Raw genomic sequence first — 26,600 nt, forward strand, 5'->3', positions numbered from 1 at the left:
CGATCCCTTTCCACCAGCCAGGCTGAGGAGCTTTGGACCATGCTCCACTACGCTCCGACCGCCGAGCGGACTTGGCTGGCGTTTGCCACGGCCGACCGTGTGCTGCTCGTCGAGGCGGGCGCCGCGACATCCGCCGACCGCATCTGGACGCAGCTCGCCGTCGATGGCACGCAGGCCGTGCTCGACGAGCTGACCGCGAGCGGCCTCGGTGCGACGCCGTCGTTCGCCCTCGTCTCCTGGACGCCCGGTGTGGCGCCAGACACACTCGCCCTGCTCTGCATCGTGCGCGGGGCGGCATCACTCGGCGTCGAGACGCCCGCGGGCGCGGTGGTGATCGACGGTTCGAGCGCGAGCACCTGGGTCGAACGCAGCATTGCGGCCGCCAGCCGATTCACCGTGACGACGACCGGGGATGCCACGGGCGCCCCGCTTCCGCTGGGCACGGGTGCGGCGTGGGCGACCTCGGTGACGCTCGAGGTCGCCGGCGCTGTCGCCGTGCCGGTCGTGGAGGCCGCGCTGCCAGCCCCCGAGCCCGAGGATCCCGAGGAGCTCGACGACCACACGGTTGTGATGCCGAGCCGCGCCGAGCGCGCTGCCGCCGAGGCGCCGACCGACGACCCGTTCGACGCCACCATCGTGCGGCCGCGCATCGCGCCCGCGAACGGCACGCACGTCGCGCCGGTTCCCGTCGAGGATCCCGACCACGACGGCGCCACCATCATGAGCGTCGACCGTGCCCAGCTGCGCTCGCGCCGCACCACGGCTCCGGTCGCACCCGCGGCTCCGAGCGTGCCGCGCTACAGCCTGCAGTTCTCGACCGGTTTCACCGAGAATCTCGAGATCCCGATCGTCGTCGGACGCGCGCCGAGTGTGATGCCGGGCGGTGCGGGGGAGTCCCCGCTGCTCGTGCCGATCCCGGGCGATGAGGACATCTCGCGCAATCACGCACGTTTCGCCGTCGAGGGCGACTCGGTCACCGTCACCGACCTGCACTCGCGCAACGGCACTTCCATCGCGATTCCGGGACGCCCGCCGCAGCGCCTGCGCCAGGGCGAGCCGACCACCGTGCTCGTTGGCACGGTCGTCGATCTCGGCGGCGGCATCACGATCACCGTGCAGGAGCGTTGATGCGCCGCGCGCCCTCCTCGCCTCCGGCAATCGAGGGCTACGAGCACGTTCGACTGCTCGGCGCGGGCGGATTCTCCGACGTGTTCCTCTACGAGCAGCGTCTCCCGAAGCGGCGGGTTGCCGTGAAGGTGTTGCTCTCCGATGAACTCGGGGAGGCGAGCCGCGCGGCGTTCGTCGCCGAGGCGAACCTGATGGCGCAGTTGTCCGCGCATCCCTATATCGTCACGATCTACCACGCGGATGTCGCGCGCGACGGCCGGCCCTACTTCGTGATGGAGTACTGCTCGGGCCCAAGTCTCGCCGAGCTGTACAAGCGCGAGCCGTTCAGCGTGGCCGACGCGCTCCGTACCGGCGTACGCCTGTCGAGCGCAATCGCGACGGCGCACTCCGCGGGCATCCTGCACCGCGACATCAAGCCCGCGAACGTGCTCACCAACGACTACGGCTGGCCCGCGCTCACCGACTTCGGCATCGCCTCGGCGGTCGATGAGGACCTTCCGACCGTGGGGGCCGCGGTCGGCGACATCGACTCGACCGGCACCTCCAATGCGGCAGGCGAGACCGGCAGCCAGTCGGTCGGCATGAGCATCCCGTGGTCGCCCGCCGAGATGTTCGAGGATGACCCGCAACCCGACGTGCGCTCCGACGTGTTCTCGCTTGCCGCCACGATCCACACCCTGCTCGCCGGCCGCACGCCGTTCGAGGTCTTCGGCAAGTCGAACGGCGCTCTCGACCTCGTGTCGCGCATCGAGCACGGCCAGATCACGCCGATCGATCGGGATGACGTTCCACGCTCCCTGCTCGCCGTGCTGCAGAAAGGTATGGCGACACGCCGCGAGGACCGCTTCGCGAGCGCCGTCGAATTCGCCCGCGCGCTGCAGCGGGTGGAGCTCGAGCTCGGCTACACGCCCACCGGCATCGAGGTGCCGAATCTGGACATCGTGCAGGCGCCCCGTGTCGCCGATCCCGCACCGGGCGCTGACGACAACGAGACCCGCGTGCGCTCGGTGTCGACCATCAACGCGCAGGCGCCGTCCCCGCAGCAGGACGAGGAGACTCGTATCCGGCCTGTCACGGTCATCGCCCCGCCGGCGGTGCCCGCCTCTCCGGTCGCGCCTGCCCAACCCTCGCTCACCGGCTCCGCCTCCCTCACCGGTAACGAGGAGACGATCGTGCGGCCGCGCCCGGCGCCGGTTGTCGCGGAACCTGTGCCCGCGGCATCCAGTGCACCTAAATCCACGCGGGGACTCGTCGTCGGGCTTGTGTCGGCCGCCGCGGTGCTGATCGTGGGTGGCGTTGTCACGGCGGCGATCCTCGGCGCGGGCGGCGGCCTGCGCGAGGCGACCCAGCCGTCGAACACCCCGCCTGGTGGCGGACCGGGTTCTGCGATCGGTGGCGAGATCGTGCCGCAGCCCGTGGATGGCACGGCCACCCCGTCCGCGAACGGCACGAGCGTCACGTACTCCTGGTCGAACCCCGAGCCGCTCGATGGTGACACCTACCGCTATGCGCGTTCGGAACAGCCGGGCAGCCTGATGCCACTCGCCGAGGCGTCGGTGACCATCGACGGACTCGCGGCCGGGCAGCGCCAGTGCATCGAGGTGTACATCACCCGTGCGGGCGATCTCTCGGCCGTCCCGTTAGAGATCTGCTACCCCGAGTAGCGCCTTCCTGACAGCCCGCTCCTGTCCCGCTGTAAGGAATGATTCTGTTAAGGTGAGAACGACTGGTCTCACCCCCGTAGGGGTCACACGGAACTCGGAGCTCTAGGCGGTGGCTGTCTCGAACTGGTGGAAGCGCAGCCGTAAGGCGATAGCGTCCACCACCGCGATCCTCGTCGTCATCGGTGTACCCACTACCTTCGCGGTGCTGCACGAGGGTTTCCCGATCACCGACGTCGACCTCACTACCCGTGACGTGTGGGTCACCAATGGCGAGCAGTTCCTGGCCGGCCGCCTCAATCGCCAGATCGAGGAGCTCAACGGCGCGGTCTCCGCCGCCTCGAACGGGCTCGACGTGGTGCAGAACGGCACCAACGTCTTCCTGGTCGACAACGTCTCCGGGTCGCTCGAACGCATCGATCCCGCGTTCACGCGCCTCGTCGAGCGCGTCGACCTGCCCGCCTCTTCCACTGTGGTGCTGGGCGGCACGAGCCTCGCGATCCTCTCGCCTGCGAAGGGCGAGCTGTGGGTCGTCGACGTGGCGAACGGGCTCGACTTCAGCCCGAGCGATCCGCCGGCCGTTGAACTGGGCAAGGGCGCGCGGGTGACGGTGTCGCCCGAGGGACGGGTGTTCGCGACATCCAGCACCGACCAGACACTGTTCACCATCGATGGCGTCGGGGCGAAGCCGACGGAACGCCAGCTTGAGTTCGGGGCCGCCCACCAGCTCACCGCGGTGGGCGAGCGTGCGGTGATCCTCGACACCGACGAGAACGTGCTGGTGACGGATGACGGCACCCGCACCGAGCTCGGCGAGAACACCGGCCTCAAGCTGCAGCAGCCCGGCAAGCCGAATGACCAGGTGATCGTCGCGACCGGCGACGGACTGCTGCGCGTGCCGCTCGGCGGCGGAACCCCCGAGCTCTCCAAGGCGCCGATCGACAGCCCGCTCGTCGACCCGAACGGCGTCTCCTCGCCGGTCTGGCTCGACGGTTGCGCGCACGGCGCGTGGGGCGGTGCGCAGCAGTACCTGCTCTCCTGCGACGACGAGAAGGCCGTATCCGACAAGATCCCGCAGCCGACCCAGGGTTCGATCGTCGAGTTCCGTGTCAACAAGTCGGTCATCGCACTCAACAACCTGAACAACGGAAACGTCTGGCTGGTCGACAACGAGATGCGTCTCGTCGAGAACTGGGACGAGGTCACCCCGCCGCTCGAAGACGAGACCGAGGAGGGCGACGAGAAGTCGTCGACCCAGTCGTTCGAAGACACCCTCGCGGAGCGCACCGACCAGAACCGCGTGCCGCTGGCCCGCGACGACCAGTTCGGCCTGCGCCCCGGCCGCACCACGATCCTGCCGGTACTCGAGAACGACACCGACCCCGATGGCGATGTGCTCACGATCACCGCGACGAGCGCCCTCGACGAGAGCGTTGGGGTGCTGGACTACATCGACGGTGGCCGCGCACTGCAGTTCACTCCGGCCGAGGGCACCTCCACCGCCTCGTTCCGCTACACGGTCGACGACGGGCGGGACGGCGTCGCTGAGGCCTACGTGTCCCTTCGGGTCGTGCCGAATGCCGCCGCCAATACGGCACCCGAGGAGAAGCGCACCACGAGTGTCAGCGTCGAGGCACGCGGCACCATCAACTACAACGTGCTCACCGACTGGATCGACCCCGACGGCGACGACCTGACGCTCATCTCTGCCGCCCCGGTGAGCGGCGACGACGTGCGCTTCACCCCCGACGGCTTCCTGACCTTCGAGAGCAAGTCCTCCCAGCTGGGTGAGAAGGAGGTGCGGCTCGTCGTCGGCGATGGCGACCTCACCATGACCGGCACCTTCCTCGTCGACGTCAAGGCACCCGGAACCCTCCCGCCGATCGGCACTCCCGATTACGCCGAGGTCTTTGTGAACGAGACGGTGGTCATCAAGCCGATCGACAACGACGTCACGCCCTCGGGTGAGGACCTCGTGCTGCTGAACGTCGACAAGCTGCCGAAGAACGCAACTGTCTCACCCAACCTCGAGCGCCAGACCGTGGGCTTCTCCGCCCCCAAGGCGGGCACCTACTACTTCTTCTACGGGGTGGGCGCGGGAGCGAAGTCGAGCATCGGGCTCGTCCGTGTCGACGTGCGCGAGGAGCCGAAAGAACCCCTGCCGCCGATCGCCGTGAAGGACACCGCCTACCTGCGGGCCAACGAGCCGACCGTCGTGAAGGTGCTCGCCAACGACGTCTCGCCCACCGGCCTGGTGCTGGCCATCCAGGGCACCGACACCGACAGCACGGCGACCGGACTCTCGGTCGAAGTGTTGAACAACACGAACATCCGCATCACGTCATCCTCTGCTTTGACGGAACAGACCCAGTTCACCTACACGATCTCCGACGGTGCGAATACGGCGCTCGCGGGGGTCACCGTCGTGCCGGTCGCTCCGATCGTCAACCGGCAGCCTCCCGTCGCGATGGACGAGGCGGTGAGCGTGCGCGCCGGCGACATCGTGAGCGTGGACGTTCTGAGCAACGACTACCACCCCGATGACTCGCAGCTGATCCTCGACCCCGACCTCGTCGACGTGAGCAACACCGGTGGCGGCCTCGCCTTCGTCAACGGCAAGAACGTGCGCTACCAGGCGCCGCGCGAACCCGGTGACTACACCGCGGTCTATCGCGTGACAGACAAGTTCGGTGAGTCCGCGACCGCGACCGTCACCTTCGTCGTCAAGGCTCCCGATCTCGAGAGCAACCAGCCGCCGCTGCCCGAACCGCAGACCGCGCGCGTGTTCGCAGGCGAGAAGGTGCTCATCACCATCCCGCTCGACACGATCGATCCGGATGGCGACTCGGTCATGCTGACCCGCTTCGTACAGCCGCCCACCAAGGGCGTGCCCAGCGAGCAGACCGAGAACTCCTTCATCTACAAGGCCGATGTCACGAACACCGGCACGGACACCATCCGCTACGAGGTCGAGGACACCTTCGGCGCGAAGGCGCAGGGCGTGATCCAGATCGGTGTGATCCCGCAGGGTGAGTCGAAGGAACCGCCGAACGCCGTCGACGACAGTGTGGAGATCCGTCCGGGTCGTACCGCGTCCGTCGACGTGCTGCTCAACGACTCCGACCCGAACGGCGCCTCGCTCTCGGTGACCGACCCGCTCGTCGAGGTGGACAAGGGCATCGACGCCCGGGTCTCGAAGAGCAACAAGGTCGTACTGCAGGCGCCCGACGTCGAGGGCACCTTCTCGATCCGGTACCAGATTGAGAACGGCAAGGGCGGCGTTGACCAGGCCTTCCTGCAGGTTCGGGTCACCAAGGACGCCAAGCCGATCTACCCGACGGCCGAGGACTACTACGTGCCGATCGACGACGTGCTCGAGGGCGACGCCGTGGTGGTCGACCTCGACGGTCTCATCGCCAACCCGTCGGGTCTCGACGAAGACCTGATCATCTCGCTCGAGGGCCCGAACGCCGATATCGCGACCTTCGACCAGGACACCCGCACCGTCTCGGTCACGCCGCAGGAGCTGCGCACGGCAGTGGCCTATCGCGTGACCAACGAAGAGGACAACCTCAGCGGCACGGCGTTCATCGTGATCCCGCCCAAGGTCAGCGCGAGCTATTCACCACCGCCGTACCTACGCACCGACCTCGGTGATGTCGTCGTCGACATGAACAGCGAGACGGAGTGGAAGCTCGAAGACCTGCTCGTCGTCCCCTCCGGTCGGCCCGCGGTGATCACGGCCAAGAGCACGGTCAAGGCGCCACGGAGCGACGGCTCGAGCCCGTATGTCGACAAGAGCACGATTCGCTTCGCTCCTCTCGAGGACTATCGGGGCGCGGCATCCATCACCTTCGAGGTGACGGACGGCAAGGATGCCGACGACATCAACGGCAACAAGGCGACCATCGTCTTCGGCTTCAGCGTCGGTGACCCGAACTTCACCGACACCCCGCCCGAGTTCACGACCCAGAACGTGACGATCGAGGCGGGCGAGCCGGAGACCACCGTCGACCTGCGCGCCTCGAGCTCGCACCCCAATCCTTCGGTGATCGGGCAGCTGCGCTACGAGGGACTGAGCGGCGCAACCTCGGCGATCCAGGCGAACATCAGCGGTGGCAATCTGCTCATCAGGTCGGACCGCGGTGTGCAGCCGGGGCAGAAGACGACCCTGCGTTTTGTGATCAAGTACGAGGACTTCGAGGTGCCGGGCGTCGTCACCGTGTCGACGGTGCGCTCGACCAAGCCGCTCTCGCAGCCGGTCGAGGACGCCGCCAAGGGAAAGCGCGGCGTGCAGCAGGGCGCGCTCAACGTGCTCGCGAACGACTACAACCCCTTCGCCGCGACCAACGAGCCGCTGCGGCTCACCGACGCCCGCATCGACAATGCCGCCCAAAGCGGTGCGACCGTCAGCCACACGCCCGACGGCAATGTGACGATCGTGCCCGGGCCGACCTTCATCGGTGTGGTCAGCGTGGTCTACACGGTTCGGGATGCGACGGACGACCCGACCCGCGACACTCAGGGTCGCTACCTCCTGACGGTGCGCGACGTGCCGAGCAAGGTGGATCCGCCGGTTGCGACCCCGGGTGACCTGCGCGCGAGCGTGACCTGGAGGACCCCGGACACCAACGGCGAGCCCATCGACAGCTACACGGTGACCTGGACTCCGGCCCAGGGCGCGGGCGGCGGAACGGCAACCGTGCCGGGCAACTCCGCGAGCCACACGGTGACCGGCCTGACCAACGGCACCGATTACCGCTTCCGGGTCGTCGCGCACAATTTGCTCGGACCGAGCACGATCTCCGACGAGAGCAATGCAGCACGCCCCAAGGGGCAGGCGACGGCGCCGACAGCGCTCAACCTCTCGGCGACCGACTCGGGCAACGGCCAGGTCAACATGTCGTGGAATGGTGCGGGGGCCAACGGTGGTGAGATCACGGGCTACACCTGGACGGTCTGGGCGGGCAGCACGGCGGCCGCAACGGGACAGACCGCGGGCGCCGCGAACGCGACCTGGGCCGGCAATGTCGGTACCGCCTACACGTTCTCGGTGGTGGCTCTCGCGACCGGTGGTGACTCAAACCCCTCGGGTCGATCCGGTGGCGCGACGCCCAAGCCGGGTCAGCCGGGAGTGACCCTGTCGGCACCCGGTGGACCGGGCGACTACACGGTCAACGGCGGGTATACGGCGGCGACTGCGCGCGGCGCCAATCCCACCTACTCATGGAGCGTGAGCGGCGGTCCGAGCGGCAACCAGAACGCCCCGCACACCTTCAGCTTCACCGGCGGCGCGAGCAGCAGCTACACGCTCACCGTCACCGCGACGGTCGGCGGCGTGAGCAATTCTGCGAGCCGCTCGGTCACGACTCCCGGTGTTCCCGCCCCCACGTCATGGAGTGCCAATGCGGGTGCGGGTTCGTGCCCGGAAAGACGGAGTGGAAGTGGGCTCTCCGCATCCCACTACAACCCGAGCGGACCCACCTGTTCGTCGGCGCACGGCTTCGTCAACAACGCGATCACGGTCTTCTGCTACTCGACCTACAACACGTCGAGCGGTCGCGGCCCCTGGTACGAATTCGAAGGCGACGGCTACACGCGCGGTGAGGGCTGGCTCGTCAAGGGCGATACCATCACCGTCAACGGCAACCCTCCCGCCTGCTGACCCCAGTTTTTCTGTACACCCCGATCAAGGAGAGAAATGCCCGTAACGCAGGAGCAGGCGACCTGGTTCGCCGACGCGTTCGACAAGCTCGTCGGCAACGTCGACCAGGCCATCCTCGGCAAGAGCCAGGTGATCCGCCTCGTGGTCACGGCGCTGCTCAGTGACGGGCACGTGCTGCTCGAGGACTTCCCGGGTACCGGCAAGACGGTGCTCGCGAAGGCGCTCGCCAACACGCTCGACGGCACCAACTCGCGCATCCAGTTCACGCCCGACCTGCTGCCCTCCGACGTCACCGGCGTCACAATCTACGACCAGGGCAAGGGTCTCTTCGAGTTTCACAAGGGACCGATCTTCGCCTCGATCGTGCTCGCCGACGAGATCAACCGCGCGAGCCCGAAGACGCAGTCCGCGCTGCTCGAGGTCATGGAGGAGGGCGTCGTCACGGTCGACGGTGTCGGCCACTCCGTCGGCAGCCCGTTTATGGTGATCGCGACCCAGAACCCGATCGAGCAGGCGGGCACCTACTCGCTGCCCGAGGCGCAGCTCGACCGCTTCCTCATCAAGACGAGCCTCGGCTACCCCGACCACGCAACCGCCGTGACCCTGCTGATGGATTCCGGCAACCGCGCCCGCGCCTCGAAGATCACCCCGATCATCGCGTCGAGCTCAATCCCCACCATGTCGCAGCTGGCCTCCGAGGTCTTCGTCGACGTGAGCGTGATGCAGTACCTGAGCGAGATCGTGACGGCCACCCGCACCGACAAAGACGTCACCCTCGGCGTGAGCATGCGCGGCGCCATGGCGCTCTCCCGTGCCGTCAAGACGTGGGCCATCTCCGCGGGTCGTACCTACGTGACTCCGGATGACGTTCGCGACCTCGCGGTCCCCGTGCTCGCTCACCGCATCATCGTCGACCCCGAGTCGGAGTTCGCCGGCGTCAAGGCCGAAGACATCGTGAGCCGCATCCTCGTCTCGATCGCACCGCCCGCCTACCGCGCCGCATGACCTCCTTCGGCACGAGACTCCGGGGATACTCGACGACGGCGCTCCGCGTCGCGCGCGTCTCCGGCAACGTTCTGGCGCTTCTCGCGCGCCGGGTCTGGGCCGTTCTCGCGCCAGTGCTGTCGGTCGTGAGTGGCACCGGATGGCTCGTGCTGCTCGTCGTTCTCGTGCTCGGTGGGGTCGGCCTCGCCTTCGGCTGGCAGGAGTTCGTCTACGTCGCCGTCACCCTGCTCGGTGGCCTGTTGGTCTCGGTGTTCTTCATTTTCGGGCGCTCCGCCTTCGCCGTGCAGATCGAGCTGAACCCGCGCCGTGTGGTCGCGGGGGAGCGGGCGCTCGGGCAGATGGACGTCACCAACCGCGGCTCGAAGAAGTCGTCACCGTCGCGCTTCGAGCTGCCGGTGGGTGCGGGAGTGGCGGAGTTCGTCATCCCGTCTCTCGATGCGGGCGCATCGCACGAGGAGCTCTTCGCGGTGCCCACCCACAAGCGGGCGGTCATCGTCGCGGGTCCGGCCGTCTCGGTGCGCGGCGACCAGCTAGGGCTGCTGCGCCGCACGGTGCGCTGGACCGACCCGGTCGAGCTGTTCGTGCACCCGGTCACCGCGCGTCTCGCGCCGTCGGCTGCCGGGCTGATCCGCGACCTCGAGGGCGAGATCACCAAGAAGATCACCAACAACGACATCTCCTTCCACGCGCTGCGCGCCTACGAGCCCGGCGACGACCGCCGCTACGTGCACTGGCGCACGTCGGCCCGCACCGGTCAGCTGATGGTGCGCCAGTTCGAGGAGACCCGCCGTTCGCAGCTGACGATGATGCACTCGACCGATCGCAGTGCCTACGGTTCCGATGAGGAGTTCGAACTGGCCGTGTCGATCACCGCCTCGATCGGTGCACAGGTGCTTCGGGATGGCACGCGCCTCAGTGTCGTGAGCGACACCGTTCCGCTGCGCTCGCTGAACGCAACGGCCTTTCTGGATGACATGTGCCGCCTGGCTCCCATCCACTCCCCGTACGCATCGGCGCGTGCCTTCGCCCGCGAGGCGACCCTGCGCCTGCCCCCGCCGAGTGTCGCGATGTTCGTCACCGGTTCCCGCGTCGCCCCCGTCGAGGTGCGTGCGGTCGAGTCACTCTTCGGCAAGGAGGTGAACACGATCGGCTTCCGGGCCGAGTTCGGTGCTCCCTCCCGCGTCGGTCGTGTCTCCGGTCTCACTCTCGTCACGGTGGGTGCGCTCTCCGACCTGCCCCGACTGATGGGCAGGGTGCGATGAGCGAGCCGATCACCCCCGCGAAAACCCGCATCGGCGGGCGCGCTATCGTCGACGTCGTCGTCCTGACCATCCTGTCCACGATCGGCATCCTCGGCTTCGCGACCGCGTACCAGGACGAGGGCTGGATCCTCGCCGGCCTCGGCGGACTCTTCGTCGGAACCGCAGCCGCCATCGGCGCGTACTTCCTGCGGCTCGGCGCGATCACCACGATGCTGCTCGCGATCATCGCGTTCTTCCTGTTCGGCAGCGCGTTCGCCGCCCCCGGTGTCGCGCTCTTCGGCTTCCTGCCGACCCTGCAGTCGCTCGCCTCCCTCTCGATCGGCACGATCTTCGGCTGGGCCGACGTGCTCACCCTGCGCGCCCCCGTTAGCCTGCCCGAATACGTCACGGCCGTGCCCTACGTCGCGACCTGGTTCGTCGGTGTCGTCTCCGCAACGCTCGCCGTGCGCTGGCTCCCCGTGCGCCGCCGCACGGCCTGGCGCGCAGGCCTCCTGCTGCTCGGCCCGCTCGCGCTCTACATCGTCGGTGTGCTGTTCGGCACCGAGGAGCCTTTCTTCGCCGCCCTCCGCGGCATCACCTTCGCCGCCCTCGCGCTCGTCTGGCTCGGCTGGCGGCACACCGTCACCTCGAAGGTCGGCGCGCAGGGCAACCGACTGCTGCTGCGCAACAAGATCGTCGGCACGAGCGTGCTGGTCGTGGCATCCATCGTCGTCGGAATCTTCGGCGGGGCGCTGCTGGCCCCCGCACCCGACAACCGTTTTGTGCTGCGCGAAGAGGTGCAGCCGCCGTTCGAGCCGCTCAACTACCCGAGCCCGCTCGCGGCGTACCGCAAGTACACCAAGACCCTCGAGGAGACCACGCTCTTTACCGTCGAGGGGCTGAAGCCGGGGCAGAAGCTGCGCCTCGCCACCCTCGACACCTACGACGGCATCATCTGGGGCGTCGCCGGCTCCGAGGTCGCGAGCGACGGCTCGGGCGCGTTCAGCCTCGTCGGGCGCAACTTCCCTCGTGCACCGCTCGCCACGATAGACGGCGCGAGCGAACTGACCATCACCGTCGACGACTACGAGGACTACTGGATCCCCGACATCGGCTACATCTCGAACCTCGAGTTCGCGGGCTCCGAGGCGAAGGCCGCGGCCGAGGCGCTGCGCTACAACCCCGCAACCGGCACGGCAGTACTCACCTCGGGCTTGAGCGAGGGCGACAGCTACAGTCTCACCGCGAGGCTGCAGCGCGACTACGAGACCGATGAGCTTCTGGATGTCCCGGTCGCAGGCCTCGCGCTGCCGCCCGTGTCCAACATCCCCGACGTGCTCACGGCCAAGGCGAAGGAGCTCGCGGGCGACGCGACGACCCCCATCGAGCAGCTTCGGGCGATCGAGACTGCGCTGCAGACCACCGGCTACCTGAGCCATGGCGCGGCCGACGACGCCGTGAACTCGCGCGCCGGCCACGGCGCCGACCGCATGGTCGACCTCATCACGCGGGAGCCCTTCATCGGCGACGAGGAGCAGTACGCCTCCGCGTTCGCGCTCATGGCCCGCAGCTTCAACTATCCGGCCCGTGTGGTCATGGGCTTCGACCCGAAGATCGAGACCTCGGGCGGCGAGGTGAAGGTGCTCGGCGCGCACGTCACGGCGTGGGCCGAGGTCGCGTTCGAGGGCGTCGGCTGGGTGCCGTTCTACCCGACGCCCGACGACACCGATATCCCGCAGGACCAGAACCCCAAGCCCCAGTCGGAGCCGCAGCCGCAGGTGCGCCAGCCCCCGCGCACCGAGAAGGACCCGAACGACCTGGTCGCCGGCGTCGAGATCGACGACAGCGAAAAGGAGGACGACTGGTTCCTGCAGATTCCGGGATGGGTCTGGGTGGTGCTCGTCTCCCTGCTCATCCCTGCGCTGCTGGTCTTCGTGCCGCTGCTGCTCGTGATGCTCATCAAGAGCCGCCGCGAGAAGCAACGGCGCAACGCGGCCAGCGGTGACGTCGCGGCGGCCGGCGCGTGGGATGAACTCGTCGACCGGTTCTCCGAGCTCGGCTACGTCATCCCGGCTAATCGCACTCGCAAGGGTGTCGCTACGGATCTCGTGACGCAGGTCGGCGAGGCCGGCGCACCGCTTCCGCTGATCGCGCGGCGCACCGACGAACTCGTATTCGGTGGCGAGACGATCGAGCCGGAGCGGTCCGTCGACATCTGGACCGAGGCCATGGGCGCGGTCGAGGCCGCGCGCGCGACCGTGACGAAGGGTCGGCGACTGCTCGCCCGTTACCGGGTGAGCACGGCACGCGCCTGGTTCGCCTCGCTCGTCGCACGGGCCGCCGCCGAGTCGGAGCGACTGCCACGCAGGGGCAAGCGCCGCGCCTAATCGGTACGATGGGAAACGCTACGCAACGGCAAAGGAGACGACCATGAGCGAGGAGAACCCCTTCCTCATCGGCGCCCCGCCCGGATTCATCACGCCGCCGCCCGCAGCCGCTGAGCCTGAGAAGGTGGAGAAGCCCGAGGTTATCCACCTGCCGCCGGGGCTCGAGACCGTCACCTACAAGGTGGCGCCCAGCCGAGGTGTCGAGACGTCGGATGCCCCGCTCATCAACTCCGCCCTGTTCCCGACTCCCGGGGCCGCGATCCTGCCGGTCGGTGTCCCGCAGGTGGTCGGTGAGGAGCCCGAGGCCATCACGACCGAGGCCGCGCTCCCGACCGAGGTCACCTCGGCGCACGAGCTGCCCGCCGCCGGTGTGCCCGTGGTCGCCGCCGCGACCTGGCGGCTGGTGCTGCCCAATGCCGATCCGCTCGCCGTCGAGGGGGCCGTGCTGCTGGGGCGCAATCCCGAAGCGCTGCCGGAGTACCCGATGGCCGCGCTCGCGAAGATCGTGGACCCGAACCGCTCGGTCTCGAAGTCGCACGCCCTGCTGGGGGTTGACGGCACCGGACTCTGGGTCGCCGACCTCGGCTCCACTAACGGCACGTTCGTGCGCACGCCGACCGGAGGGGACGCACGGGTGGAACCCGGCGCCCCCGTCTACGCGCCGGCCGGAAGCTCGATCGAGCTCGGCCAGTACCGCGTACAGGTCGCGTTCGACTAGCTGTTTGCTCGGCTAGATGCCAACGCCGACGGTTCCGCGCAGGCGGCCGTTCGCGAGCCGCTCGGCCGCTTCGAGGGTCGTGATGCCGGTGGCTGCGGCGTCGCGGAAGATCTCGGCGATGGTGTCGCCGATCGCTGCGACCCGCTCCTCGATGGCGACCTGGCTCGCGCCCGGAAGCGCAGCCTGGTCGAGGTAGATGACCCCGCCCGCGTTGACCACGAAGTCGGGCGCCCAGAGGATGCCGCGCGCCGCGAGCTGATCCGCTCCCGCGCGCTCGGCGAGCTGGTTGTTCGCGGCACCCACAACGCCGGGCACCCGCAGCTCGTCGATCACGCGCTCGGTGAGCACGCCGCCCAGACCGCACGGCACAAACAGGTCGGCTGCGACGGAGTGGGCGTTCGGCACGTCGACCCAGGTCGCTCCGAGATCGGTGGCGAGGGTCATCCTCGTCAGGTCGACGTCACTGACCGTGAGACGTGCACCGGCCGCGGCGAGGGATCGGGCGAGTCGTCCGCCGACCTGGCCGAGACCCGAGATGACGATGTGGCGCCCCTCGACCTCGCGCGTGCCGAAGATCGCCTCGAGGGTCGCGAGAACGCTCGCGTGCACACCGGCGGCCGTCGCATCGGCGGGCTCGCCCACGCCGCCCTGCTCGGGCGGCAAGCCGCAGACATGGGTGGTGCGCTCGGCGACGATCGCCATGAGCTCGGCGCTCGTGCCGACATCCTCGGCGGTCATGTAGGCGCCGTTCAGCGATTCGACCGCATCGCCGAGGTCGAGCATGGCGTCGCGCTTCTGCGCCTCGCTCAGCACGGTGCCGAGTGGCAGATGAATGACGGACTTGCCGCCGCCGCGGGGCAGTCCGGCCGCGGCATTCTTCAGGGTCATCGCGGCGGAGAGGCGCAGCGCGTCGGCGAGGGCGTCCGTCCAGCTCGGGTACTGCCACACGCGGGCGCCGCCGAGGGCCTGTCCGAGAACCGTTGAATGCACGGCGACGATGATCACCAGACCGGAGCGGGAGCCGGTGGTGACGAGCACTCGTTCGTGCGTGAAGTCGATGACGGGGATGGGTTCAGCAGACATGGGCAAACTCCTTCGAATGCAGCCTTATGGGCTCGCGGTGGCGGGCGCGCTTGTGGGCGCCACCCTCGCATTCTAGAGGCGGGATGACGCCCAGCGGCAGGGCCCCTCCCGCTCGGATAGACGATCGTCGCCCCGAAAGGGGGATTCCGCGACACTTCCTCGCGGAGCACCCGGCTGGAAGGATTGACGCGACACGATCCCGCGCCCGCCACCCGAAGGCGGAAGCCGGTGAGGTCGGGTCCCTGGGGGCGATTCAGTGTGGCGTGGGAAGACGTGTCTGACGATACGGTCGTGGTGCGCCGTCGTCGAAAGGCCGTCCCCTGGTACCTCGTGCTCGACAGCGGGCGCCACGTCGAGGTCACCGGTCGTGTGATCATCGGACGCGGTGCCGCAGCTGATGCGCGGTGGCCGGACGCCCTGCTCGTGCACGTCACCGACACGGGTAAGACCGTCTCCAAGACACACGCGCTCGTCGAGGCCGACGGCGACGCACTGTGGTTCACCGACCTCGACTCCACCAACGGCATGTCGATCGCGCGCGGCAGGACCGAGCCCGTGCAGCTCGTTACGGGGGAGCGCGAGCGGGCGTCGGCGGGCGATCGAGTGCATCTGGGGCAGTTCGTCATCCTCGTCTCCCGGGAGCCGGCGCTGTGACCGACGGCACTACCGCCGGATAGCTGTTAAGCTGTATCGGTGCTGTACGCCGGGCTTCTTCTTAGTCGCCGCGACGAGTCCTAATCTCCAGGCCTCCCTCGTCGCGGTGTTAGTCATGGGCTGGCAATACTTCTGAGGAGAAAGAGCACATCGTGATTGAAACAACCTCTGCCGGAACCGCCTCCAGCGAGCAGGCCACTCGGCCGCGCACCCTCGCCGAGAAGGTGTGGGATGACCACCTCGTCGTCAAGGGCGAGAACGGCACTCCCGATCTCATCTACATCGACCTGCATCTCGTGCACGAGGTGACGAGCCCGCAGGCCTTCGACGGCCTGCGCCTCGCCGGTCGCCCCGTGCGCCGTCTCGACCTCACGATCGCGACCGAGGACCACAACACCCCGACGCTCGACATCGACAAGCCGATCGCCGACCTGACGAGCCGTACGCAGATCCAGACCCTGCGCAACAACGCCGCCGAGTTCGGGGTTCGCCTGCACTCGCTCGGCGACATCGAGCAGGGCATCGTGCATGTCGTCGGACCCCAGCTCGGCCTCACCATGCCGGGCATCACCGTCGTCTGCGGCGACTCGCACACGAGCACACACGGCGCGTTCGGCGCCATGGCCTTCGGCATCGGCACGAGCGAGGTGGAGCACGTGCTCGCCACGCAGACCCTTCCGCTCAAGGCCTTCAAGACGATGGCGATCACCGTCGAAGGCGAGCTGCGTCCGGGCGTGACGGCGAAGGACATCATCCTCGCCGTCATCGCGAAGATCGGTACGGGAGGCGGGCAGGGCTACGTGCTCGAGTACCGCGGCAGCGCCATTCGCGCCCTTTCGATGGATGGCCGCATGACCATCTGCAACATGTCGATCGAGGCCGGCGCGCGCGCGGGCATGGTCGCCCCCGACCAGACCACCTATAACTACTTGAAGGGTCGCGCGCATGCGCCGACCGGCCAGGACTGGGACGACGCCGTCGCCTACTGGGAGACCCTCGCCACCGACGAGGGCGCGACCTTCGACGCCGAGGTCATCCTCGACGCGAACGAGCTCGAACCCTTCGTCACCTGGGGCACCAACCCCGGCCAGGGCGTCTCGCTGAGTGAGCCGGTTCCCGACCCGGCCCTCGTCGCCGACCCGAACGAGCGCTCGGCCGCCGAGCGCGCGCTCGAGTACATGGACCTCGAGGCCGGTACCCCCATGAAGGACATCCGCGTGGATGCCGTGTTCATGGGCTCGTGCACCAACTCCCGCATCGAAGACCTGCGCGCCTTCGCGAGCATCATCAAGGGCAAGAAAAAGGCCGACGGCGTTCGCGTGATGGTCGTCCCGGGTTCTGCCCGCGTGCGCATCGAGGCCGAGGCCGAGGGCATCGACCAGATCGTCAAGGACTTCGGAGCGGAGTGGCGTTTCGCCGGCTGCTCCATGTGCCTCGGGATGAACCCCGACCAGCTTGCGCCGGGTGAACGTTGCGCGTCCACGAGTAACCGCAACTTCGAGGGGCGCCAGGGCAAGGGTGGCCGCACGCACCTCGTCTCGCCCCTCGTCGCCGCCGCGACAGCCATTCGGGGTACTCTCAGCAGCCCGTGGGACCTGGCCGCCGAGAGCTCGACCGCAGAGAAGGTGGGTGCGTAATGGACAAGATCTCCACCGTCTCCGGCGTCGCGGTTCCGCTCAAGCGGTCCAACGTCGACACCGACCAGATCATCCCCGCCGTGTTCCTCAAGCGCGTAACGAAGACCGGATTTGAGGACGCGCTGTTCTACGGCTGGCGCCAGGACCCCGAGTTCATCCTCAACCAGCCCGCGTTCCAGAAACCCCGCATCCTCGTGGCCGGCCCGGACTTCGGTACCGGCTCGAGCCGCGAGCACGCGGTCTGGGCGCTACGGGACTTCGGTTTCCAGGCGGTGATCAGCGCACGTTTCGGCGATATCTTCCGCGGCAACTCCGGCAAGCAGGGGCTGCTCGCGGCCCAGGTGAGCGAGTCCGACATCGAGCGGATCTGGGCCCTCATCGACGCCGAGCCCGGAATATCCGTCTCGGTCGATCTTGTTGCACGTACAGTCACAGCAGGTGGCCTGAGTGTTCCTTTCGAGATCGACGATTACACTAGATGGCGCTTGCTCGAGGGGCTGGATGACATCGGCCTAACCTTGCGCGACGAAGCGCAGATCACGGAGTTCGAAGCTCGCCGGGAATCCTGGCGGCCGTTGACTCTCCCGGCACGACAGAGCGAATAGCCCACCAGGCGACAATTCGTTCGACAAGTCATTGAAGGTACGTGTATGAATTCTCTCGGCATCGATTCCAGCAAGGCTGGTGAGCGTGTGGGACTGAAGTCCGACAAGATCGTCATCAACGGCGGCAAGCCGCTGCGCGGTCGCATCGAACTCCGCGGCGCGAAGAACCTCGCCACCAAGGCCATGGTCGCGGCACTTCTCGCCGATTCGCCGTCGACGCTGAAGGACGTTCCGACCATCAGTGACGTCGGTGTCGTCACCGGCATGCTCGAGGCCTACGGGGTTTCCGTAACCGAGACGGCCCCCGGCGTGCTCGTGCTCGACCCGAGCAACGTCGAGAAGGCGCACTTCGCCCAGATCGATGCGCTCGCCGGCTCCAGCCGCATTCCGATCCTCTTCTGCGGCCCGCTGCTGCACCGCCTCGGAGAGGCACTCATCCCCGACCTCGGTGGCTGCCGCATCGGCGACCGCCCGATCGACTTTCACCTCGACGCCCTGCGCGCCTTCGGTGCCATCGTGGACAAGAGCTACGAGGGCATCCGCCTGACCGCGCCGAACGGCCTTACCGGTGCGCTCATTGACCTGCCCTACCCGAGCGTTGGCGCGACCGAGCAGGTACTTCTGACCGCGGTGCTCGCCAAGGGCGTCACCGAACTCAAGAACGCGGCCATCGAGCCCGAGATCATGGATCTCATCGCGATCCTTCAGAAGATGGGCGCGATCATCAACGTCGAGCCCAACCGCGTGATCTTCATCGAGGGCGTCGACAAGCTGCACGGCTACAACCACCGCGCCCTGTTCGACCGCAACGAGGCAGCGAGCTGGGCGTCGGCCGCTCTCGCGACCGAGGGCGACATCTTCGTCGGCGGCGCGAAGCAGCAGGAACTCATGAACTTCCTCAACATCTTCCGCAAGGTGGGCGGTGCGTTCGACATCGAGGAGGACGGCATCCGCTTCTACCACCCGGGCGGACCACTCAAGCCTGTTGTCGTCGAGACCGACGTGCACCCCGGATTTATGACCGACTGGCAGCAGCCGCTCATTGTCGCCCTGACCAAGGCCGAGGGCATCTCCGTTGTGCACGAGACCGTCTACGAGAACCGTTTCGGCTTCACCGATGCGCTCATCGAGATGGGTGCGAACATCGTTGTGCACAAGGAGGGCATCGAGTCGGTGACCCGTCGTGTGCCGCGCCGCCGCCTCGAGCAGGCCGCCGTCATCACCGGTCCGACCCCGCTGCACGGCGCCGACATCGAGGTTCCCGACCTGCGCGGTGGCTTTAGCCACCTCATCGCGGCCCTCGCGGCCGAGGGCCAGTCGACCATCACGAACGTCGGCATCATCTCGCGCGGCTACGAGAACTTCGCCGACAAGCTGGCCGCACTTGGAGCCGACTTCGTCTACGAGGGATAATCCTCAGGTGACAACGACGCCCGACAAGAAGCAGAAGTCCGAGAAGGTTCCGATCTTCCGCTTCATTGCGGCCCTTGTGCTTCCACCGATGCACTTTCTCGCGCGCTACAAGCTGCAGGGGGTCGAGAACGTGCCGAAGACGGGCGCCTTTGTGCTCTCGCCGAACCACTACAGCGAGATCGACCCGCTCGTGATGGGTGTCGCCATGTGGAAGGTCGGCCGCATGCCGCGCTTCCTGGCCAAGGCCTCGATCTTCAAGCTGCCTTTTCTCGGGATGCTCATGCGCAAGTCGGGGCAGGTTCCCGTCGAGCGTGCCGGGGCATCCCGCAACAGTGACCCGCTCGCGGCCGCGCGGCAGATCGTCAAGAACAACCTCGCCGTCGTGATCTACCCGGAGGGATCGCTGACGCGCGACCCCGGCCTGTGGCCGATGCGCGGCAAAACGGGTGCGGTGCGCATGGCGCTCGAGGCAGGCATACCGATCGTGCCCGCAGCACATTGGGGAACCCAGCTGGTCATGCCGCGCTACGGCAAGAAGATCAGCCTGTTTCCGCGCAAGACCATCACGATCCTCTTCGGACCGCCCGTCGACCTCTCGGCGTTCGCGGGCCGTCCCCTCGACAACGCGACCCTCACCGAGGCGACCGCCGTGCTCATGGATGCCATCACCGTGCTCTTCGAGGACCTGCGCGGCGAGAAGGCTCCGGCCGAACGCTGGGATCCGATCAAGAACAACCAGAAGGAGACCGGCCGTTTTGAACAGTGACGTGCAGACCGAGCCGAGAGCAGCCCGCAAGGTCGCCGTGCTCGGTTCCGGTTCATGGGGGACCACCTTCGCCAAGATCCTCGCCGACGGTGGTGCGGATGTCGCGATGTGGGCCCGACGCCCCGAGCTCGCGCGCGAGATCTCGCAGTCAAAGCGCAACTCCGACTACCTGCCCGGCATCAACCTGCCGCGCAGCATCTGGGCGAGCTCACGCCTGCCCGAGGTGCTCGAGGGCGCCGAGCAGGTCTACGTCTCCGTGCCCGCGCAGTCACTGCGCGAGAACTTGCTGATCGTGCGGGAGCTGATCCCGGCCGACGCGATCGTCATCTCGCTCATGAAGGGCGTCGAGAAGGGCACCCGCTTCCGTATGAGCCAGGTCATCGACCAGGAGCTGCGCATCGGCGCCGACCGCGTCGCCGTGGTCTCCGGCCCGAACCTCGCCCTCGAGATCGCCAAGGAGCAGCCGACCGCCGCCGTCGTCTCCTCGCAGAGCCTCGAGACGGCCACAACGGTCGCGATGACCGCGACCAACCCGTACTTCCGCTCCTACGTCAACACGGATGTCATCGGCACCGAGTTCGGCGGAGTGCTCAAGAACCTCATCGCCGTCGCCATCGGCATCGTCGATGGCGTCGGCTACGGCGAGAACACCAAGGCCTCGATCATCACCCGCGGTCTCGTCGAGATGACCGACTTCGCGGTCGCCTTCGGGGGGCGCGCGGAGACGCTCGCCGGCCTTGCGGGTCTCGGCGATCTCATCGCCACCTGCGAGTCCTCGCTCTCCCGCAACAACACCGCCGGTCGTCTCCTCGGCCAGGGCTACAGCTTTTCCGACGTCGTCAAGCAGATGAACCAGACGGCCGAGGGATTGTCGTCCGTGGCACCCATTCTCGAACTCGCGCTCTCCAAGGGCGTCGAGATGCCGATCGTCTCGCAGGTCGCCGAGGTGCTCGCGGGCACCCTCGACCCGCGCGACATCGCGCCGCACCTCACCACCGACCCGATGCCGCAGGGGGAGTAGTGCTTATGGAGATGCGCCAATGCTGACCGCCCTCGCAGATGGCGCCCTGCTCGCCGAGAAGACCGGCGCCACCCCGCCCACCGTCGTCGCCCTGCACGGCTGGATGCGCACGGGTGCCGACTTCGCCGCCATCGTGAGCGGCCTCGACGCCGTGTCCATCCATCTGCCCGGCATGGGTGTGACACCCGAGCCGCCGGAGGCCTGGGGCACCGAGCGGTACGCGGAGGCCGTCGCCGACGCGATCGAGGGCTTCGGGCCCGTCATCCTCGTCGGCCACTCGTTCGGCGGAAGGGTCGCCGTGCGACTCGCCGCCTCGCGCCCCAATCTTGTGCGTGGTGTTGTGCTCACAGGGGTTCCGCTCGTGCGGCTCACCGCGGCGAAGAAGCCGGCGCTCGGATTCCGCATCGTGCGCTCGCTCGCGAAGGCGAAGCTCGTTCCGCAGTCGGTGCTCGAGAAGCAGCGACGTAAGCACGGCTCGGCCGACTACCTCGCTGCTCGCGGAGTGATGCGGGACATCCTCGTGCGAACCGTCGGTGAGAACTACGACGACGACCTGCGCAGGCTCTCCACGCCCGTGCGCATGGTCTGGGGAGAGAACGACACCGCTGCACCCGCCGACGCAGGCCGGGCCGCCGCTGCGATGGTCCGCGGCGCGCGGTTCCGGGTCGTGCCCGGAGCTGGACATCTGCTCGACGGCGAGCTGCGCACCGCGGTGCGCGAAGAACTGACCGCCATGATCGAGGAGACTGAAGCGTGACCCCGGAAACCATCATCTACGTTGGCACCCTCGTCGTCGGCGTGATCGTCGCCGTCGTGGCCGGCTTCCGCTGGCTGCGCGTTGCCCAGCGCGAGCACTACATCGCGCCGTGGGTCTCGATCATCGCCGCCCTCTGGCTGCGGGTTGTGCCGGTCAACCTCGCCTATGTGGGCGGCGCCGTGCTGTTCACGGTGCTCGCGATCGTGATCCCGCAGAACGGTTCGGCGCTTCAGCTCGCGCTGCCCGCCGTCGCGGTGGCCGCCCTCGCCTCCGTGCCGATCGGGCTCGGCGTGCGCGGCACGAGCGCCAAGCTCGCGTGGACCGCGCGACTGCGTCGCCTGGTCGTCGTCTGGGTGCTGCTCGTGGCCGTCATCGGTGCCGCTCTCGTGCTTCTCATCGGGCTGCCCGGGGTGCCGATCGTCATCCTCGCTCTCGCACCGATCACGGATCTGGCACTCGTCATTCTCAAGCCGATCGAGAAGGCGCTCTCGCGCAAATACCTCGTCAGCGCGCGCAAGCGCCTGCAGCAGGTGCGCCCGACGATCGTGGCGATCACCGGCTCATACGGCAAGACCTCGACCAAGGGCTACGTCGCGCACATCCTCGGCGCCGCCTTCACGACCGTCGCCTCGCCCGCGAGCTTCAACAATCTCATGGGCCTGTCGCGCGCCGTCAACGACCGCGTTGTTCCCGGCACCGAGGTGTTCATCGCCGAGATGGGCGTCTACGGCCGCGGCGAAATCCGCGAGCTGAGCGAGAGCTTCCCACCCGACATCGCTGCCATCACCACCATCGGAGAGGCGCACCTCGCCCGCATGGGCTCGCGCGAGGTCATCTTCCAGGCCAAGTCCGAGATCACCGAGAAGGCGCGCATCGTGGTGCTGCCGGTCGACGAGATCGAGCTCGCCGGGCTCGCCGCGCTCTGCCGCACCCAGGGCAAGCGGGTCGTCACCGTCTCCACCGTGCCCGGCACGGACGCTGATGTGATCGTGGATGCCGCGGCCGGTACCGTCACGGTCGCCGCCGTCACCGCGCCCGTGTCGATCCCGGCCGTGGGCCACGCCGTCAACCTCGCCATCGCCGTGGGCATCGGAGTCTCGCTGGACATGGACTTCAGCACGATCGCCAAGCGCCTCAGCCACCTGCCCGACTCCCGCCACCGCGCCGAGATCCAGGAGGCGCCGAGCGGCGTGCTGATCATCGACGACACCTACAACTCGAACCCGGTGGGCGCCGCGCGTGCGCTCGAGGGTGCGGCACTCCTCGCGCAGGAACGCGGCGGACCCCTCGTCGTCGTGACGCCGGGCATGGTGGAGCTTGGCAGCGTGCAGTTCGCGCGCAACCGGGCGTTCGCTGCATCCATCGCCGAAAAGGGCGGGGACCTGTTCGCCGTCGCCCGCACCAACAGGGCGGCACTCGTCGAGGGCAGCGCGGGCGGAACCGTGCGCGTCTTCGAGCGACGTGTCGAGGCCGTCGCCGCGGCACTCGATCAGGCCGGCGACCGAGGCGTTATCCTCTATGAGAACGACCTGCCCGACCACTACCCCTGATCGTGGCAGCCTGACCGGCAATCCTTGGAGTTTTTAGCGTGAGTTCACCGTGGGCAGTTCTGTTCGGCGGGCCATCGCCCGAGCACGAGATCTCGATCCTCACGGGTCTGCAGTCCGAGCGGGTTCTGACCGCCGCGGGCGAGAAGGTCACCCCCATCTACTGGTCGCCCTCAGGTGAGTGGTTCCTCGTGCCATCGGGCACCGAGGCGAAGGACTACCTGGACGGCGTGCCGAAGGGCTCCAAGCCGATCGAGGTGCGCCTGTCCGGCGACTCCGGTCTCTACGTCAAGCGCAAGGCGCTGCCGATCTCGGCCGTGCTTCTCACCCTGCACGGTGGTGTCGGCGAGGGCGGGGGCGCTGCCGCGCTGTTCACGCTGCTCGGGATTCCAGCCACCGGCTCCTCGCTCTTCGCGGGTGCGGTCGGCATGGACAAGCTCGCCTTCGGTGGGCTCATGGCGGCAGCGGGCATCCCGTCACTGACTCGCGAACACCTGTCCGCGGACGTCCCGCCGACCTTCGCGGGTCCGTACATCGTCAAGCCGCGCTTCGGTGGCTCGTCCATCGGTATCGAGATCGTCGAGGATGCCGAGACTGCCCTCACGATCGCGAAGGCCAGCGCCCACCTGCGCGCCGGAGCCGTGGTGGAGCCCTACCGCCCCGACCTCGTCGACCTGAACATCTCCTTCCGCACCTACCCGGCGCTCGAGGTCACCGCCGTGGAGAAGCCGCTGCGCGGCGACACGGCGGGCGCCCTGTACTCGTACGCGGAGAAGTACCTCTCCGGTGGCGAGGGTGCCGAGGTCGGTTTCACGAGCGCGCCGCGGGAGTTCCCGGCCGACATCCCGTCTTCCGTTGCAGACCTCGCTGCCTCACTGGCCCGCCGTGTCGCCGCGGTGACCGGCCTGACCGGTGTCTGCCGCCTCGACCTGCTCTTCGACGAGAAGACCGGCGAGCTCTTCGTCAACGAGGTCAACTCGATCCCCGGTGCGATGTCGCTCTACCTCTGGGCTCCGCAGGCCGCTGCCGCGGTTGTGCTGAAGGATGCCCTCGTCGAAGCACGGGATCACCGCGTTGTGCTGCCCGCCTCCGGCTTCGGCTCGGGCGCCGCGCTGCGCGCCGCGGGCGGTATCGCCGGCAAGCTCGTCGGTCTCGACGGGCCGCGCGCGTAGCTGCTACTCGAGCGTGTCCGCGACCTCGGTGCAGGATGACGTCGCCGTGGTCGCCGCCACCGCCCGTGACACGTCCAGCAGGGCGGGCGCCGGGGCCACGAGATCCCGGTTCAGAATGACCTCGGTCGCTGGAGAGCGGCCATAGGTCGTGTAGACGTAGTTGGGGGAGCCCGCGTCATCCACCAGCCAGAAGACCCCGCCGACCTCGTAGCAGGGCAGCGTTGCGGTGGGATCGGGCTCGGGAACCCCGCAGCGCAGCAGCACTGCGGCGGGACTGCCCCACGCGAGCGTTCCCTGGGCGTTCGTCTCGCGGATCGGGAGCTCGGCGACGTCGCTCGGCGCATCCACCATCACCTGCGCGCAGAGCGGATCCACGGCGAACTCGGCCGGCCGCAGCGACACGGTCTGCACGCACCCGGTGAGGGTCAGGGCGAGGGCGGCCAGCAGCGCGAGTCTCTTCAGCGGCTGGGTCGTCACCGGTTCAGCGTATCCGGCTCGTCGCCCGACTCTCGTCGCCCGCCTTAGCGACCGGCGCCCGGGGTGTGACCCGGGCGGGCGTCCGTAGACCGGGCGGCGACGGGTCAGTCGGCGTCGGTGGGGTTGCCGAGGGTGTCCTCGACCTCGGTGCAGGTGCCCGTGGACTCCGTGTAGCCGATCGCGCCGGTCAGGGCGTAGAGGGCGGCACCGGGCGAGACGACATCGCGGTTGATGACGACCTCGGTGGCGGGGGAGCGGCCATAGGTCGTGAAGACGTAGTTGGGCGCGTCGGTGTCGTCGCGCAGCCAGAACACGTCATCCACCTGCACGCAGGGAAGGGTCGAGGTCGGCTCGGGCTCGGCGACGCCGCAACGCAGGATCACCGCGGCCGGGCTTCCCCACGCGGTGACGCCCTGGGCGTTGGTCTCCCGCAGCGGCAGATCGGCGACGTCGTAGTTGGTGTGCACGATGACGTCCGCGCAGCCGGGGTCGGCCGCGAACTCGGCGGGCTCGTAGGCGAGGGACTGCGCGCAGCCGGTGAGGGTGAGAACGGCGAGGGCGGCGATCGCGAGCAACTTCTTCATCGGGTTCAGGGTATCCCGTGGCGCCTGTGTGCCGACAATGCGCCGGTTTGCCAACAGCGCGCCCTCGGCCCGCCTCGCGCGGTTGGCAGAAGCCCGCGCTGTTACCGTAGGGGCATGGACACAGTCGGCTCGATCGGTGAGTCGGCGACCCTGGCTCGCATCTTCCCGCGGCTTCCCCACGCGGATGCCGCTCTGCTCGGCCCCGGCGACGACTCGGCAGTCGTCGCGGCACCCGATGGGCGGTTCGTGGTCACGACCGACATGATGATCCACGGTCCAGACTTCCGCCTCGCCTGGTCCAGCCCGCACGACCTCGGCTTCAAGGCCGCCGCCTCCAACCTCGCCGATGTCGCCGCCATGGGCGCGCGCCCCACGGCCCTCGTCGTCGCCCTTGCGGTGCCCGCCGACTCGCCGGTGAGCCTGCTCGAGGGCATCGCCGACGGCTTCCGTGACGCCTGCGCCGAACTCGCCCCGGGCTGCGGCGTCGTGGGCGGCGACCTCTCCGTCTCCGAAACGCTCACCATCGCGGTCACCGCGTTCGGCGACCTCGAGGGTCGAGCCCCGGTGCTCCGCTCGGGCGCGCGCCCGGGTGACGTTGTCGCGGTATCCGGAGCCCTCGGCCAGGCTGCGGCCGGGCTGCGCATCCTCTTCGAACACGGCGTGCGGGATGCCGCAGCTCTCCGCCAGGCCCACCCCGAGGTCGCGGCTCAACTCGCCCCGCGCCCGCCGATCGCGGACGGCGTGCTCGCGGCGCTCGCCGGAGCCACCGCCATGCTCGACCTCAGTGACGGCCTCGCCCTCGACGCCCGCCGTGTGGCTGCCGCGAGTGGGATCGCCATCGACTTCGACGCCGCGTCCATCGGCTCGCGTGAAGCCCTCGACGGCGGGGAGGACCACTCCCTGCTCGCGACCTTCCCGCCGGGGACGGAACTGCCGGGAGGGTTCCGTCGGATCGGGGTCGCCACCACCGGCGAGGGCGTGCTTGTCGACGGCGTCCCCTACGAGTCGCGCGGCGGCTGGGACCCGTACGAGGGCTGGGACGGCAACGCCGGCTGACCGGCGATCGAGCGAAGCCGAGA

General features: G+C 68.4%; 20 protein-coding genes. 17 read left to right on the plus strand and 3 right to left on the minus strand.

All coding sequences use genetic code 11. The annotated features are described in order from the left end of the window. The first annotated feature begins 39 nt into the window (after positions 1-39). The 7 genes from EYE40_RS00945 (at position 40) to EYE40_RS00975 (ending at position 13,805) form a co-directional block, all read left to right on the plus strand. Positions 40-1,128: an FHA domain-containing protein gene (locus EYE40_RS00945; protein ID WP_130980187.1), complete on the plus strand. Its 1,089-nt coding sequence runs from the start codon at positions 40-42 to the stop codon at positions 1,126-1,128. Continuing rightward, positions 1,128-2,792, plus strand: coding sequence for a serine/threonine-protein kinase (locus EYE40_RS00950; protein ID WP_130980188.1), 1,665 nt, complete (start codon positions 1,128-1,130; stop codon positions 2,790-2,792). The genes EYE40_RS00945 and EYE40_RS00950 overlap by 1 nt, the downstream gene beginning before the upstream one ends. A 109-nt stretch (positions 2,793-2,901) precedes the next feature. After that, positions 2,902-8,454 (plus strand): Ig-like domain-containing protein, encoded by a 5,553-nt coding sequence (locus EYE40_RS00955; RefSeq protein WP_130980189.1) that lies wholly within the window; start codon positions 2,902-2,904, stop codon positions 8,452-8,454. Positions 8,455-8,490: 36 nt separating this feature from the next. Next, positions 8,491-9,459 (plus strand): AAA family ATPase, encoded by a 969-nt coding sequence (locus EYE40_RS00960; protein WP_130980190.1) that lies wholly within the window; start codon positions 8,491-8,493, stop codon positions 9,457-9,459. After that, positions 9,456-10,721, plus strand: coding sequence for a DUF58 domain-containing protein (locus EYE40_RS00965; protein ID WP_130980191.1), 1,266 nt, complete (start codon positions 9,456-9,458; stop codon positions 10,719-10,721). Before EYE40_RS00960 ends, EYE40_RS00965 begins: the two co-directional genes overlap by 4 nt. Further along, positions 10,718-13,087, plus strand: coding sequence for a transglutaminase TgpA family protein (locus EYE40_RS00970; RefSeq protein ID WP_130980192.1), 2,370 nt, complete (start codon positions 10,718-10,720; stop codon positions 13,085-13,087). The genes EYE40_RS00965 and EYE40_RS00970 overlap by 4 nt, the downstream gene beginning before the upstream one ends. Before the next feature lie 43 nt (positions 13,088-13,130). After that, a complete protein-coding gene (locus EYE40_RS00975; protein ID WP_130980193.1) occupies positions 13,131-13,805 on the plus strand; it encodes an FHA domain-containing protein in 675 nt (224 codons plus the stop codon). A gap of 12 nt (positions 13,806-13,817) precedes the next feature. Here EYE40_RS00975 and EYE40_RS00980 read toward each other — a convergent pair whose 3' ends face one another. Continuing rightward, complete coding sequence (locus tag EYE40_RS00980) at positions 13,818-14,888, minus strand: Glu/Leu/Phe/Val dehydrogenase family protein (RefSeq protein ID WP_130980194.1); 1,071 nt, start codon at positions 14,886-14,888, stop codon at positions 13,818-13,820. 273 nt (positions 14,889-15,161) lie between these two features. Here EYE40_RS00980 and EYE40_RS00985 point away from each other — a divergent pair, with 273 nt between their 5' ends. The 9 genes from EYE40_RS00985 (at position 15,162) to EYE40_RS01025 (ending at position 24,460) form a co-directional block, all read left to right on the plus strand. Further along, the gene (locus tag EYE40_RS00985; protein ID WP_161972329.1) at positions 15,162-15,542 is read left to right on the plus strand and encodes an FHA domain-containing protein; all 381 of its coding nucleotides are present in this window, start codon (positions 15,162-15,164) and stop codon (positions 15,540-15,542) included. 152 nt (positions 15,543-15,694) lie between these two features. After that, a complete protein-coding gene (leuC, locus tag EYE40_RS00990) occupies positions 15,695-17,179 on the plus strand; it encodes a 3-isopropylmalate dehydratase large subunit (protein ID WP_240034656.1) in 1,485 nt (494 codons plus the stop codon). Continuing rightward, the gene (leuD, locus tag EYE40_RS00995) at positions 17,179-17,784 is read left to right on the plus strand and encodes a 3-isopropylmalate dehydratase small subunit (RefSeq protein WP_130980196.1); all 606 of its coding nucleotides are present in this window, start codon (positions 17,179-17,181) and stop codon (positions 17,782-17,784) included. The genes leuC and leuD overlap by 1 nt, the downstream gene beginning before the upstream one ends. 45 nt (positions 17,785-17,829) lie before the next feature. Next, positions 17,830-19,197 carry a UDP-N-acetylglucosamine 1-carboxyvinyltransferase gene (gene murA, locus EYE40_RS01000; RefSeq protein ID WP_130980197.1) on the plus strand — a complete coding sequence of 456 codons (1,368 nt, stop codon included), beginning with the start codon at positions 17,830-17,832 and terminating at the stop codon, positions 19,195-19,197. Between the two features lie 7 nt (positions 19,198-19,204). Then, a complete protein-coding gene (locus EYE40_RS01005; RefSeq protein WP_240034657.1) occupies positions 19,205-19,963 on the plus strand; it encodes a lysophospholipid acyltransferase family protein in 759 nt (252 codons plus the stop codon). 37 nt (positions 19,964-20,000) lie between these two features. After that, on the plus strand, positions 20,001-20,984 hold the full coding sequence (locus EYE40_RS01010) for an NAD(P)H-dependent glycerol-3-phosphate dehydrogenase (RefSeq protein ID WP_420810059.1): 984 nt from the start codon (positions 20,001-20,003) through the stop codon (positions 20,982-20,984). Between the two features lie 19 nt (positions 20,985-21,003). Beyond that, complete coding sequence (locus tag EYE40_RS01015) at positions 21,004-21,741, plus strand: alpha/beta fold hydrolase (protein WP_130980199.1); 738 nt, start codon at positions 21,004-21,006, stop codon at positions 21,739-21,741. After that, entirely contained in the window at positions 21,738-23,291 is a 1,554-nt protein-coding gene (locus tag EYE40_RS01020; RefSeq protein ID WP_130980200.1) for a Mur ligase family protein, read from the plus strand. The genes EYE40_RS01015 and EYE40_RS01020 overlap by 4 nt, the downstream gene beginning before the upstream one ends. A gap of 38 nt (positions 23,292-23,329) precedes the next feature. Further along, the gene (locus EYE40_RS01025; RefSeq protein WP_130980201.1) at positions 23,330-24,460 is read left to right on the plus strand and encodes a D-alanine--D-alanine ligase family protein; all 1,131 of its coding nucleotides are present in this window, start codon (positions 23,330-23,332) and stop codon (positions 24,458-24,460) included. A gap of 3 nt (positions 24,461-24,463) precedes the next feature. Here EYE40_RS01025 and EYE40_RS01030 read toward each other — a convergent pair whose 3' ends face one another. Further along, positions 24,464-24,937, minus strand: a complete 474-nt coding sequence (locus tag EYE40_RS01030) for a DUF3515 family protein (RefSeq protein WP_240034659.1) — start codon at positions 24,935-24,937, stop codon at positions 24,464-24,466. 104 nt (positions 24,938-25,041) lie between these two features. After that, a complete protein-coding gene (locus EYE40_RS01035; protein WP_130980202.1) occupies positions 25,042-25,521 on the minus strand; it encodes a DUF3515 family protein in 480 nt (159 codons plus the stop codon). Positions 25,522-25,635: 114 nt separating this feature from the next. Here EYE40_RS01035 and thiL point away from each other — a divergent pair, with 114 nt between their 5' ends. Beyond that, positions 25,636-26,577, plus strand: coding sequence for a thiamine-phosphate kinase (thiL, locus tag EYE40_RS01040; RefSeq protein WP_130980203.1), 942 nt, complete (start codon positions 25,636-25,638; stop codon positions 26,575-26,577). Positions 26,578-26,600 lie beyond the last annotated feature (23 nt).

The sequence above is a fragment of the Glaciihabitans arcticus genome (assembly GCF_004310685.1).
In the GTDB taxonomy this organism is placed as follows: domain Bacteria; phylum Actinomycetota; class Actinomycetes; order Actinomycetales; family Microbacteriaceae; genus Conyzicola; species Conyzicola arctica.

What these genes read in the sequence shown, in the direction of transcription:
- EYE40_RS00945 (WP_130980187.1), top strand. Translation starts at nt 40, where the DNA reads ATGCTCCACTACGCTCCGACCGCCGAGCGGACTTGGCTGGCGTTTGCC.
- EYE40_RS00950 (WP_130980188.1), top strand. Translation starts at nt 1,128, where the DNA reads ATGCGCCGCGCGCCCTCCTCGCCTCCGGCAATCGAGGGCTACGAGCAC.
- EYE40_RS00960 (WP_130980190.1), top strand. Translation starts at nt 8,491, where the DNA reads ATGCCCGTAACGCAGGAGCAGGCGACCTGGTTCGCCGACGCGTTCGAC.
- EYE40_RS00965 (WP_130980191.1), top strand. Translation starts at nt 9,456, where the DNA reads ATGACCTCCTTCGGCACGAGACTCCGGGGATACTCGACGACGGCGCTC.
- EYE40_RS00970 (WP_130980192.1), top strand. Translation starts at nt 10,718, where the DNA reads ATGAGCGAGCCGATCACCCCCGCGAAAACCCGCATCGGCGGGCGCGCT.
- EYE40_RS00975 (WP_130980193.1), top strand. Translation starts at nt 13,131, where the DNA reads ATGAGCGAGGAGAACCCCTTCCTCATCGGCGCCCCGCCCGGATTCATC.
- EYE40_RS00980 (WP_130980194.1), bottom strand. Translation starts at nt 14,888, where the DNA reads ATGTCTGCTGAACCCATCCCCGTCATCGACTTCACGCACGAACGAGTG.
- leuD (WP_130980196.1), top strand. Translation starts at nt 17,179, where the DNA reads ATGGACAAGATCTCCACCGTCTCCGGCGTCGCGGTTCCGCTCAAGCGG.
- murA (WP_130980197.1), top strand. Translation starts at nt 17,830, where the DNA reads ATGAATTCTCTCGGCATCGATTCCAGCAAGGCTGGTGAGCGTGTGGGA.
- EYE40_RS01015 (WP_130980199.1), top strand. Translation starts at nt 21,004, where the DNA reads ATGCTGACCGCCCTCGCAGATGGCGCCCTGCTCGCCGAGAAGACCGGC.
- EYE40_RS01035 (WP_130980202.1), bottom strand. Translation starts at nt 25,521, where the DNA reads ATGAAGAAGTTGCTCGCGATCGCCGCCCTCGCCGTTCTCACCCTCACC.
- thiL (WP_130980203.1), top strand. Translation starts at nt 25,636, where the DNA reads ATGGACACAGTCGGCTCGATCGGTGAGTCGGCGACCCTGGCTCGCATC.